This window comes from Flavobacterium frigoris (genome assembly GCF_900111075.1).
In the GTDB taxonomy this organism is placed as follows: domain Bacteria; phylum Bacteroidota; class Bacteroidia; order Flavobacteriales; family Flavobacteriaceae; genus Flavobacterium; species Flavobacterium frigoris.
The window spans coordinates 117,107-129,133 of record NZ_FOFZ01000006.1; the positions used below are offsets into that span (position 1 = coordinate 117,107).

Genomic DNA, 12,027 nt, shown 5'->3' on the forward strand with positions numbered 1-12,027 from the left:
TATTTCTTTTTTTAAACAATAGTTGATTGCCCAATAGTGACATTATTACTATTAAAGTACATTAAGTCATCTTTGCTCAAAATAAAATTAGAGATAAACTCCCCAATATCGTCTGTTCCATATTTAGAATCTGGATTCAAATCGGTAGTTACCACTCCGTATCCAATAGCAATTTCGACTCCGTCATAAATCTTTTTAGCTTCTTCATGAAGTCCAAAATGTTCTAATAACATAGCAGCAGACAAGATACAGGCAACTGGGTTTGCAATATTTTTCCCTTTAGCTTGCGGATAAGATCCGTGTATTGGTTCAAATAATGCATTAGTAGTTCCTAAAGATGCTGAGGCTAATAATCCAATAGAGCCTGTTATTACGCTAGCTTCATCTGATAAGATATCACCGAACAAGTTTTCAGTCAAAATAACATCAAACTTTCTTGGATTAAGAATAATTTGCATGGCTGCATTATCTACAAACAAGAAGTCTAAAGCTACATCTGGGTAACTTTCGCTAACCGTTTTTACCACTCTTCTCCATAAACGAGATGTTTCAAGAACATTGGCTTTATCAACCATTGTTACTTTTTTTCTTCTATTTTGTGCCGATTTAAAAGCCAAATGTGCGATTCTTGTAATTTCTTCTTCTGAGTATTCACATAAATCAGAAGCTACAGTTCCTGATTCGTTTAGTTTTTTCTCTCCAAAATAAGAACCGCCTGTCAATTCTCTAAAAATAGTAAAATCAGCACCTTCAATTATTTCCTTTTTCAAAGGAGAAGCGTCTAATAATGCTGCATATGGTTTTATTGGTCGAATGTTTGCAAAAAGACCTAATTCCTTTCTCAGCCTCAATAATCCTTGCTCTGGACGAACTTTTGCGTCTGGATTATTATCGTATTTTGGATCACCGATAGCGCCAAACAACACTGCATCTGTATTAAGACAAAGGTTTAGTGTTTGCTCAGGAAGCGCGCTTCCTGTTTTATCTATAGCAATAGCGCCAATGAGTGCGTCTTCAAAAACAAATTCATGGTCGTATACAACTCCAACAGCATATAATGCTTTTTTTGCTTGTAAGATCACCTCAGGACCTATACCATCTCCTGATAATACTGCTATTTTTAAATTCATGGCTTCCGGTTATTAATTTCTTATTAAATCACTTTCTATTTTACAGGCTTCGATAATCTGATGTATATCATCATCAACCACTTCTTTTTTTACATCTGCGAATCTCAAAAACTCTATGTAAACTCTATCTAATTGTACTTTTGTAAGTTCATAACCTACTTTTTTTGCTCTATAAGCTAATGCAGCTCTACCACTTCTGGCTGTAAGAACGATTAAAGACTCATTAACACCTACATCTAAAGGATCCATAATCTCATACGTAGCTCTATTTTTAATCACACCATCCTGATGAATTCCTGAACTGTGTGCAAAAGCATTTGCTCCTACTATGGCTTTATTAGGCTGTACCATCATTCCCATACTTTCAGAAACCAAACGACTCATTTCGTTCAATTGTTTGGCATCAATATCAGTATATAAATTTAAATAAGGGTGTTGTTTGAAAATCATTACCACTTCTTCAAGCGCTGTATTTCCAGCTCTTTCTCCTATTCCATTAATAGTACATTCAATTTGTCGGGCTCCGTTAACAGCTCCTGAAATAGAATTGGCAGTCGCCATTCCTAAATCATTATGACAATGGCAGGAAAGAATAACGTTTTCGATTCCTTTTACATTTTCACGTAAATATTTAATTTTTGCTCCGTATTCCTCTGGCAGGCAGTATCCTGTCGTATCCGGTATATTTAATACCGTTGCTCCTGATTTTATTGCTTCCTCACAGACTCGAGCTAAAAATTCATTATCAGTTCTTCCAGCATCTTCAGCATAAAACTCCACATCTTCCACATAGGATTTAGCATGAGCAACTGCAAACTTTGCTCTAACAATAATATCTTCTCTTGTCGTATTTAATTTATGAACAATATGTGATTCAGAGGTACCTATTCCTGTATGAATGCGTGGTCTTTTAGCATATTTTAAAGCTGCTGCTGCAACATCTATATCATTTTTCACCGCTCTGGTTAATCCACAAACAGTCGCATTTTTTACAATTTTACTAATTTCAGAAACGGATAAAAAATCTCCAGGACTAGAAACAGGAAATCCAGCTTCGATTATATCAACACCCATTTCATCCAATCGATTTGCTATAACGAGTTTTTGTTTGGTATCTAATTTACATCCGGGAACCTGTTCTCCATCTCTTAAAGTAGTATCAAATATTTGGACTTTCTCTCTATTCATTTTCATTTATTTAATGTAATTTCACATCTCGATAACAAAGTTAGATTTCATTACAGTAAAATAAAATCCAATTTAATGAAATATACTGTTTATAAAGACAGCAAATACTTTTTAAAATATTGATTTACATACAATTAAGCTCCTATATTATACAATGGCTAACCATCAAAAAGATTTTTTATTCGTACTAATAAAATCCTTATCGAAATCAGAAAAAAGACAATTTAAGATTTTTGCAAGTCGACTTGAGACCAGTTCGAATACAAAATTTATCGAGCTGTTTAATATTTTGGACAAATCGGAAGTCTATGATGAAAAACTTATATTGAAAAGCGGCATCATCAAGAAAGTACAATTATCGAATTTAAAATCGTATTTGTACAAACAGATTCTAGTGAGTATTCGATTGAATATTCCAAGCCAAAACATTCGCTATCAGTTAAGAGAGCAAATTGACTTTGCTAGCATCCTATACAATAAAGGATTGTACAAGCAGAGCTTAAAATTACTGGATAAGACAAAAATCCAAGCATTAGAAAACGATGAAAAGTACATGGCTTTTGAAATTGTCGAATTTGAGAAATTAATCGAGTCCCAATACATCACCCGAAGTATTCAAGGAAGAGCAGATGAACTAGTAATTCAAGCCAAAGAATTAAACTATAAAAACACCATTTCCAGTAAGTTATCTAATTTATCCCTTCAACTCTATGGTATGATGTTGAAAACTGGTTATGTAAAAAGTGATGAAGAGTACCATTATATCGACGACTATTTTCACAAACATATTACTAAATTTGATGAAAGTAAATTTGGATTTCGTGAAAAATATTGGTTTTACAATGCTAACCTTTGGCGTAGTTTTTTGGTTCAGGACTTTTTAGCAAGTTATAAATACGCCTATAAATGGGTTACTCTATTTTATGACAATCCAAATATGATTTATTTGAATCCGGTATTTTTCATAAAAGGGAATCACTATTTACTCGAGTCCTTATTCATGTTGAAATACAAATCTAAATTTAAAAAATACTTACTAAAACTAGAAGAGACTATACAAGACCCTCGTTTTCCGGTGAATGACAATATTGCTTCCTTGTCTTTCTTATATCTGTATAACAATAAATTAAATTACCATATCCTAGAAGGCACTTTTGAAGAAAGTGAGTATCTGATTCCAGAAGTGTTAGAAAAGATTAAACTGCATAGCGAACATCTTGATGAACATCACGAAATGATGTTTTACTATAAAATAGCCTGTATTTATTTTGGTACTGAAAAGTATGCCGAATCCATCTACTATCTGGAGAAGATCATAAACAACAAAAACCTTACAATGCGTGAGGATTTGATGTGTTTTGCTCGTCTGCTTTATCTAATCGAGCATTACGAAATGGGGAAAGATTTTAATTTAGAATCCCAATTAAAAAGCACATACAAATTCTTATTAAAAATGAATGACATGCATGAAGTGCAGAAAGAAATCATTCGATTCATGAAAAACTTAAATTCGTTTTATCCAAGTGACATTAAGAAGGAGTTCATAAAAATGAGAGAACGATTTATTGAATTGGAAAAAAACACCTATGAAAAAAGAGCTTTCAATTATTTAGATATCATCTCATGGCTAGAAAGTAAAATAGAAAATAGAAAAATTGCCGATATAATAAGAGAGAAAGCAAAACTAAATAACCGGTAGTGAATCAAGTAACCTAGCATCAATTTGTCCTATAAAAAGAGTCCGCCTAAACTTAGATTTTAGACGGACTCCTTATTTTGGCTTCATTACTTATATTCTTTTCTCGCCCTAATTATGTCATCAAAAGAGCAACATTTTACAAACTCTTGCTCTCCATCGATTACGATGGGTAAAAAGATGAATTCTACTTCTGATAGATCTTCTTTTAAATAAAATGCGATATCGTCCAATTTATAAAACCATTCTTTATCAAATTGCACTTTATTTATTGTAGCGTCTTTCAGTATTAATTTTTCATTTAAAGGCTTCATCTTTGAAATCAATTTTTAGATTCTAATTTTTGACAAAATTACACTATCAAAGTAGAGTGGCCAAATTATAATAAAACGAGTTTTTCTAATTATTTCTAACAGCACCATTAACTATTTTGAAAATACACTTTTTCCTTTTTAGCATTAATTAAATCACTATTTTTATAGAAATAACAAAAGCTAAAAAAGATGAACGGATTTTTTAAAACAATTATCGCCGGTTACGGAGCTAAAAAAATGGGCTGTGGGTGCGTAGGAACAGTCATTATGTTTATAATCATCTACTACATTCTGGGTAAATTTTAGAACGCAGTAGATTTTAGTTACTTTTTTCTCTCTTTCATCATTAATTCCTTAATGTATTTTACAGGAGCGCTACCATAGCTCAAAAATTTCTCGTGGAATTGTTTTAGGTTAAATGTAGCACCTTCTTCTTTTTTAAGCATTTCCCTAAAATCATAAATTTCAGTGTAGCCCGTAAAGTAAGAACATAGTTGAACCTGAGATAAACTAACGCGATTCCATTTTCCCTCTGCTTCCGCTTGCTGCTGAAAAGCTTCAGTAACTAATAAATTCATGGCTTCTTCCTTACTCATGTTTTTAGTATGCACCCTATAATCTAAAATTGCATTAGAAGTCGTCCTTAAATTCCACTTATAATACATCAGCCACATTTCAGGTGAATTTTTGTATCCGCTTTCCAGCATCATTCTTTCGGCATAAACTGCCCAGCCTTCTACCATCGCTCCATTTCCAAAAATCGCTTTAATGAGACTTGGCGACTGATTGCTATACACCAATTGAGTATAATGTCCCGGTATTGCCTCATGAATGTTTAGGATTTGCAAAATATAATCATTGTATTCCCTTAAGTAACTCTCTGATTTTACTGCACTCCAGCCTGACATGCTTCCTACATTATAATAGGTGTTGGCATTTTTATCATATGGTCCAGGTGCCGAAATCGATGCTCCTGCAACTCCAGCCATATAACTCGGTTCCTTGCGCACAACCAGCGGCTTTGAAGGATCTATATAAAGTAAATCTTTGGCTTTTACATACGCAACGAGTTCAGGTATTTGTTTCTCTATCTCCGACTGAAATTTAGAAGGTGTAGTATGTTGTAGCGAAATTTTGTCTATTACCATTTTGATCAATTGCAACTTATCATCTGGCTTAGGTATTGATTTCATGTATTTTGGCCACAAGGAATCGGCCAAAACGAACATCTTTTCGTGCAGTTCCTTTTTATGATTTACTGCCTTTGCAAAAATAGTATCGGCACTATAGCTAGACTGAATGTCTAAATCAAATTTCTCAGCGTACAATTTCTCACCTAACCTAAAAGAGCGCGGCGTTTTATTGTTCAAATCCTTTAACCAATTGGCATAAACTACAATGGCATGAACCGCTGTTTTTGCTTTATCTCTAATTTCTTTTTTCTCGGTATTGGATAGTTTACTTTTTCCTAAAGCAGAAATCAAATCTTTTTCAAAAACAGATACTCCTCCTAAATTCTGAGAAATAGCAAGGGCGGTATGCTCTAATGTTGGGTTTTTAATATTTGCTTTTGCTGCTTCATAATAAACTGGAATGGCATCCATCTTAATATTAAAACTGTGTAGACGTACCTCTAAAGCATCATATTTTCCATTTAATATTTCTGCGAAAGCGCCACAAACATTATATTCTGCTGGATTCCATTCGTATGATTTTAGCTTATCAATTGAAAAAATAGAGCTTTTCAATTGATTTTGAATCATGTAAAAATCAATGATATTATTGTCTGAAAGGTTTTCCAAAGGATAATTTTGCAAGGAGTCCAATTGCGCATGAGCAAAATCTAATTGTCTTTTTTTGTACACGTTATCCGAAACTACCAAAACACTATCCAATTGATGATATCCTTGACTGGCAGCCCAATCCGGATACAATTCCCAAAGAGAAGTAACAAAATTTTCTTTGTATTTTTCGAAAGCTTTATTTGAATCGATTGGAGCTTTTGTTTCTTCTTTCTTCTGACATGAAAACAGTAAAACTAGGAACAGAATGGAGATAATATTTTTTTTCATTGGTTGTTTTTGAGATTTTAAAGATAAAAAAAAATGCTATTCAACGAACAGCATTTTAAAATCTATAATTAATACGCTAAAAGCGTCAATAAATCCTTTTCAAATCGGCCTTTCGGCAAATATTGATCTTCCAGTGCTTTTGTAAACGGAATGGGCGTATCTAAACTCGCTACTCTTCTGACAGGAGCATCTAGATATTTAAAGCATTCCTCCATAATCATCGCCGATATATCGCTGGCAATACCACCAAACATGCTGTCTTCCTGATAAATAATTACTTTCCCCGTTTTCTTAACGGAAGCAAAAATAGCTTCAGTATCCAAAGGTTGTAAAGTTCTTAAATCTAATAAATCGGCTGAAATTGTTGAATTTTTATCTAAAGTTTCTAATGCCCAATGTACGGCAGCTCCAAAAGCGATAATCGTAACATCGTTTCCTTTTTTTAATAAAGCAGCTTTGCCTAATGGTAAGGTGTAATAGTCTTTCGGGACTTCTTGATACACGCTACGGTATAATTGTTTGTGTTCAAAGAATAGTACTGGATTTGGGTCATTAATAGAAGCGCTTAGTAATCCTTTTGCATCATAAGGAAAAGCAGGATACACCACTTTTAATCCAGGAGTTTTAGTAAACCAAGCTTCATTGGTCTGTGAATGAAAAGGCCCAGCTTGTGTTCCGCCACCACAAGGCATTCGAACCACAACATCTGCATTTTCTAACCAACGGTAATGTGACTTCGCTAATAAATTCACGATAGGATTGAATCCTGTCGAAACAAAATCAGCAAACTGCATTTCGACAATCGCCTTGTATCCGTTGATGGACAATCCCATTCCGGCAGATACTACAGCACTCTCACATATAGGTGTATTGATTACGCGTTCTTTTCCAAATTGTGCTACAAATCCATCGGTGATTTTAAAAGCACCTCCATATTCAGCAACATCCTGACCCATGATAACCAAGTTATTATGACGCTCCATCGACTGCCTTAAACTATTAGAAATGGCGTCTATAAATCTTATTTTTTCTGCATCTTCTGAAGGATTAATTACTTCAGGGTTAAATGATTGAAAAACATCATTTAATTCTTCACTTAATATCGCCTCTATTTCTGGTTCTGCATTGGCAATAGCCAGATTTTCATCGATCTCTTTTTTGATTTCGCTTCTTAATGTGGTATCAAAATCGTCCGTAATGATTCCGTTTTCAATTAAAAAATTTCGATAATTTTCGACAGGATCTTTTGCGGCCCACACATCCATTAATTCTTGAGGAACATATTTAGTACCACTCGCCTCTTCATGGCCCCGCATTCTAAAAGTTTTAAATTCCAATAAAACTGGGCGCGGTCTTTCAATCATCGAAATTTTCAATTCTGAGAGTAAATTATATATTTCCAGAATGTTATTTCCGTCAATAATATGACTTTCCATCCCATATCCTTTTCCTTTGTCTGCAAGGTTTTCACAACGGTATTGCTCGTTTGTGGGTGTCGAAAGGCCGTATCCATTATTCTCAATAACAAACATCACAGGCAATTCCCAAACCGAAGCAATATTCAAAGCTTCATGAAAATCTCCCTCACTGGTAGCACCTTCACCGGTAAAAACTGCGGTAATTTTCCCGTTTTTCTTTAGTTTATTGCCTAATGCGATTCCGTCAGCAACGCCCAGCTGTGGCCCAAGATGCGAAATCATCCCGATAATTTTATATTGTTGTGTTCCAAAATGAAAACTTCTATCCCGTCCTTTAGTAAAACCATTGGCTTTTCCTTGCCATTGGGAGAACAAACGGTACAATGGAATATCACGACCGGTAAATACCCCTAAGTTTCGGTGCATTGGCAAGATGTATTCATCCTTATCCAAAACTGCCGTCACTCCCACCGAAATGGCCTCTTGTCCAATTCCTGAAAACCATTTGGATACTTTTCCTTGCCGAATAAGGATAAGCATCTTTTCTTCAATAAGCCTTGGTTTAAGGATTCGTTTATATAGATCAATTAAAGTTTCTTCAGTAAGGTTTTTTCTGTCAAAGTTCATTGTATTGGCTTTAGTACGCGATTCAAAGATAAAAAAATATAACAGTTTTGGTTAAAATTGTTATATTTTTTATCTTGTTTCAATCATTTAAAATTCTATTATAAAATTATTTAATATATTTGTATTTGTTAGGTTTTAAACGCCTTCTAAGTTATTAAAAAATAAGTATTATATGCAAAACATTCCTAGTGTTGACTTGCGTGATTTCCTTTCGGACGACCCGGAACGTAAACAAAAATTTGTAAATGAAATCGGAAGTGCATTTGAAGATATTGGCTTCGTAGCACTAAAAGGTCACTTCTTAGATGATCAATTGGTAGAAGAATTGTACGGTGAAATACGAAATTTTTTCGCTTTACCATTAGAAACTAAACATAGCTATGAAATCCCAGGAATTGGAGGGCAAAGAGGCTATGTTTCTTTTGGAACAGAACATGCCAAAGGAAGAAAAGAGGGAGATTTGAAAGAATTTTGGCATTTTGGTCAGTATGTGAGCGAAAATTCAAAATACGCTTCAGAATACCCAGAAAATGTAGAAGTTAAAGAATTACCCCGTTTCAACGCTGTAGGTAAAGAAGCTTACCAAATGCTGGAAAAAACCGGTGTTTATGTATTGAGAGCTTTAGCTTTGCGTTTAGGTCTGGACGAATTTTACTTTGACAATTATGCCAAAGACGGAAATTCGATTTTAAGACCTATTCATTACCCACCTATTACCTCAGAACCCGCAAACGCCCTTCGCGCCGCTGCTCATGGTGATATCAACTTGATAACCCTATTGATGGGAGCTCAAGGAAAAGGATTACAAGTTCAAAACCACAAAGGCGAATGGATTGATGCCATTGCTCAACCGGATGAATTAGTAATTAATGTGGGCGATATGTTATCGCGTCATACTAACAATAAATTGAAATCTACAATTCACCAAGTGGTTAACCCACCGAGAGAATTATGGGGAACTTCAAGATATTCAGTGCCGTTTTTTATGCACCCTGTTAGTGATATGCCGTTAAATTGTTTAGAAAACTGTATTGATGCAGATAACCCGAAACAGTTTGAAGATATTACCGCTGGTGACTATTTATACGAACGTTTAGTAGATTTAGGATTAATTAAAAAATAATCTTTAAATTTATCCTATCTGTAAAAAGACATTAGGTGTATTCTTAATGTCTTTTTCCTTTTTTACCATTAAGAAAATAACGTTTAATTCTGTAAAGAAGCGTAATTTTCTTAAAACCATAATGGCTTATAAATATATAATTAATAAAACATGGACTTACAAGACCAATTAAAAAATCTGTTTCCAGATCACGAACCAGCTCCAGTGGAAGCTGAGGAAGAAGTTGCCCATGAATTATACGTTCAAAAAGAACCTATGATTTGCAAATTCGAAAAAAGAAAAGGAAAAGCCACTACCATAATTGAAGGATACGAAGGTTCAGACGAAGATTTTAAAATTCTTGCTAAAGAAATTAAAACCAAGTTAAGCGTTGGCGGCACTTTTAAAGATGATTCCATTATCATTCAAGGAGACTACCGCGATAAAATTATGGAAATACTAAAGGTGAAAGGCTTTAAAGTAAAACGTGTGGGAGGTTAATAAAAAGTGATCAGTGATCAGTTTTTAGTATTCAGTCTAAAATAACTTAATAATTTTTCAAATACAAAAATCACCTAGCGCCTTTAGGGCAAAACATAAAAACATATGATACAATCATCAGAATTAATATTAAACCCAGACGGAAGTGTTTATCACTTGAATCTAAAACCGGAACATATTGCTCACGACATCATCTTTGTGGGTGATCAAAACCGTGTGGAAAAAATTACGCAATTCTTTGACAGCATCGAATTTTCTACACAAAAAAGAGAATTCAAAACTCAAACGGGAATGTTCAGAGGTAAACGAATATCGGTAATGTCAACAGGAATAGGCCCTGATAATATTGATATCGTAATCAACGAATTAGATGCCTTAGTAAATATTGATCTAGAAACCCGCAAACCAAAAGAAAAGCTGACTTCGCTAAATATCATCCGAATTGGAACTTCAGGCTCTTTACACGCTGATATTCCTGTGGATAGTTTTGTGATGGCTAAATTTGGATTAGGACTCGATAACATGCTTCGCTCCTATCTTATTGATGAAGTGTCAATCCTAGGGATGGAAGATGCTTTTGTAAAACATACTAATTGGGATGTGCGCAAAGGAAAACCTTACGTAATTGCCTGTTCAGAAAAACTGGAAAAAATCATTGAAAGCGACAAAATGCACAAAGGAATTACAGCAACTGCTGGAGGTTTTTATGGGCCTCAAGGTCGTATATTGCGTTTGAATATTCAAGACGAAAGTTTAAATTCTAAAATGGATAATTTCAAATTTGAAGATAATAGAATCACTAATCTCGAAATGGAAACTGCTGCAATATATGGTCTTTCCGCACTTTTAGGACACCATGCGTTATCATTAAATGCCATTATTGCAAATCGTGCTACAGGAACTTTTAGTGCAGATCCATACAAAGCAGTAGACGAGTTGATTGCGTATACTTTAGACAAATTAGCTAATTATTAATTGATTTAGCAGCTATTTCCCGTCTCGTCCAAAGACGAGATTACAATCTTTTTTTTGATGAAAACCTCAAAAAAAGATTTCCGGTTCCATTCGGCCGAAAATATATAGTACAAATGCCAACTCACTGTAACATGAATGCTACTATCGAAACTGATCGTTTAACACTAAGAAAAATTATTCCTTCCGATGCGGAAGGAATGTTTCTTTTGGATTCAAATCCAAATGTACATGAGTTTCTGGGTAATCATCCCGTTATTTCAATAGAAGAAAGCAGGAAATATATCGCCAATATCAGAAACCAATACCTTGAAAACGGAATAGGTCGCTATGCGGTTATTCTGAAAGAAACAAATACTTTTATAGGTTGGTGCGGCATAAAATTCATTACTGAACCAGAAAATGGTCATGTTAACTTCTACGAAATAGGTTATCGATTTATTGAAAATTATTGGGGACAAGGATTTGGTTACGAATCGGCAAAGGCCTGGCTCGATTACGGATTCACTACTATGGACATAAAAACAATGTATGCGTCCGCAAATATTGAAAATGTTGGTTCGCGTAGGATTCTAGAGAAACTAGGAATGCAACAAAAAAACGAGTTTGATTGGAAAGGGATTGCTTGTCTTTGGTATGAATTAAATGCAAATAATCAAGGTTGAAGAATAGACAACCTTTAGTTGGAAATTGTAGAAACCATAGAAGAGGTTGTTGAAGCCTTAAGCAATGGCTGTGCCGATTATTTTACTTAAGAACATATTATGACTAAACCCTTGGTGGAATATTACAAAGAATTCGAAACTGCTGCAGCACATTGACCTTCGACGCTTGTAAGGCACAATGCCTTATCGCTGGATGCTATTATTGCTAATCATGCTTCGGGAACTTTTAACCCTGATACATACAAAGCGGCAGACGAACTGATTGATTATACTTTAGATAAATTAGCGAAGTACTTTAAATTGAATATTGGAAAAAATTAAAGAAGTTAGCAAATCAAATTG

10 protein-coding genes are annotated in these 12,027 nt (G+C 34.4%); 5 read left to right on the forward strand and 5 right to left on the reverse strand.

What is annotated here, in order from left to right:
* Positions 1 to 11: 11 nt before the first annotated feature.
* Both leuB and BMW63_RS09955 read right to left on the reverse strand, forming a co-directional pair.
* Complete coding sequence (gene leuB / locus BMW63_RS09950) at positions 12 to 1,130, reverse strand: 3-isopropylmalate dehydrogenase (protein ID WP_074723320.1); 1,119 nt, start codon at positions 1,128 to 1,130, stop codon at positions 12 to 14.
* Between the two features lie 12 nt (positions 1,131 to 1,142).
* Positions 1,143 to 2,318, reverse strand: coding sequence for a 2-isopropylmalate synthase (locus BMW63_RS09955; protein WP_074723398.1), 1,176 nt, complete (start codon positions 2,316 to 2,318; stop codon positions 1,143 to 1,145).
* A gap of 154 nt (positions 2,319 to 2,472) precedes the next feature.
* Between BMW63_RS09955 and BMW63_RS09960 the strand changes: the two genes are divergently transcribed.
* A complete protein-coding gene (locus BMW63_RS09960) occupies positions 2,473 to 4,017 on the forward strand; it encodes a hypothetical protein (RefSeq protein WP_074723321.1) in 1,545 nt (514 codons plus the stop codon).
* An 86-nt stretch (positions 4,018 to 4,103) separates the two neighbouring features.
* On the opposite strand, the gene BMW63_RS09965 is transcribed toward BMW63_RS09960, so the two are convergent.
* The 3 genes from BMW63_RS09965 to BMW63_RS09975 all read right to left on the reverse strand — a co-directional run bounded on the left by BMW63_RS09965 (position 4,104) and on the right by BMW63_RS09975 (position 8,445).
* The gene (locus BMW63_RS09965; protein WP_074723322.1) at positions 4,104 to 4,328 is read right to left on the reverse strand and encodes a hypothetical protein; all 225 of its coding nucleotides are present in this window, start codon (positions 4,326 to 4,328) and stop codon (positions 4,104 to 4,106) included.
* Positions 4,329 to 4,651: 323 nt separating this feature from the next.
* Complete coding sequence (locus BMW63_RS09970; RefSeq protein WP_074723323.1) at positions 4,652 to 6,400, reverse strand: DUF885 domain-containing protein; 1,749 nt, start codon at positions 6,398 to 6,400, stop codon at positions 4,652 to 4,654.
* Between the two features lie 68 nt (positions 6,401 to 6,468).
* On the reverse strand, positions 6,469 to 8,445 hold the full coding sequence (locus BMW63_RS09975; RefSeq protein ID WP_074723324.1) for an alpha-ketoacid dehydrogenase subunit alpha/beta: 1,977 nt from the start codon (positions 8,443 to 8,445) through the stop codon (positions 6,469 to 6,471).
* A gap of 172 nt (positions 8,446 to 8,617) precedes the next feature.
* On the opposite strand from BMW63_RS09975, the gene BMW63_RS09980 reads away from it, so the two are divergent.
* The 4 genes from BMW63_RS09980 (at position 8,618) to BMW63_RS09995 (ending at position 11,685) form a co-directional block, all read left to right on the forward strand.
* A complete protein-coding gene (locus tag BMW63_RS09980) occupies positions 8,618 to 9,568 on the forward strand; it encodes an isopenicillin N synthase family dioxygenase (RefSeq protein ID WP_074723325.1) in 951 nt (316 codons plus the stop codon).
* 150 nt (positions 9,569 to 9,718) lie between these two features.
* A complete protein-coding gene (locus tag BMW63_RS09985; protein WP_074723326.1) occupies positions 9,719 to 10,048 on the forward strand; it encodes a translation initiation factor in 330 nt (109 codons plus the stop codon).
* A gap of 105 nt (positions 10,049 to 10,153) precedes the next feature.
* Positions 10,154 to 11,023: a nucleoside phosphorylase gene (locus tag BMW63_RS09990; protein ID WP_074723327.1), complete on the forward strand. Its 870-nt coding sequence runs from the start codon at positions 10,154 to 10,156 to the stop codon at positions 11,021 to 11,023.
* Between the two features lie 113 nt (positions 11,024 to 11,136).
* Positions 11,137 to 11,685, forward strand: coding sequence for a GNAT family N-acetyltransferase (locus tag BMW63_RS09995; RefSeq protein WP_245744929.1), 549 nt, complete (start codon positions 11,137 to 11,139; stop codon positions 11,683 to 11,685).
* Positions 11,686 to 12,027: the final 342 nt, after the last annotated feature.

Coding starts and splice junctions, on each gene's coding strand:
- leuB (WP_074723320.1), bottom strand. CDS start 1,130: ATGAATTTAAAAATAGCAGTATTATCAGGAGATGGTATAGGTCCTGAG.
- BMW63_RS09955 (WP_074723398.1), bottom strand. CDS start 2,318: ATGAATAGAGAGAAAGTCCAAATATTTGATACTACTTTAAGAGATGGA.
- BMW63_RS09960 (WP_074723321.1), top strand. CDS start 2,473: ATGGCTAACCATCAAAAAGATTTTTTATTCGTACTAATAAAATCCTTA.
- BMW63_RS09965 (WP_074723322.1), bottom strand. CDS start 4,328: ATGAAGCCTTTAAATGAAAAATTAATACTGAAAGACGCTACAATAAAT.
- BMW63_RS09970 (WP_074723323.1), bottom strand. CDS start 6,400: ATGAAAAAAAATATTATCTCCATTCTGTTCCTAGTTTTACTGTTTTCA.
- BMW63_RS09975 (WP_074723324.1), bottom strand. CDS start 8,445: ATGAACTTTGACAGAAAAAACCTTACTGAAGAAACTTTAATTGATCTA.
- BMW63_RS09980 (WP_074723325.1), top strand. CDS start 8,618: ATGCAAAACATTCCTAGTGTTGACTTGCGTGATTTCCTTTCGGACGAC.
- BMW63_RS09985 (WP_074723326.1), top strand. CDS start 9,719: ATGGACTTACAAGACCAATTAAAAAATCTGTTTCCAGATCACGAACCA.
- BMW63_RS09990 (WP_074723327.1), top strand. CDS start 10,154: ATGATACAATCATCAGAATTAATATTAAACCCAGACGGAAGTGTTTAT.
- BMW63_RS09995 (WP_245744929.1), top strand. CDS start 11,137: ATGCCAACTCACTGTAACATGAATGCTACTATCGAAACTGATCGTTTA.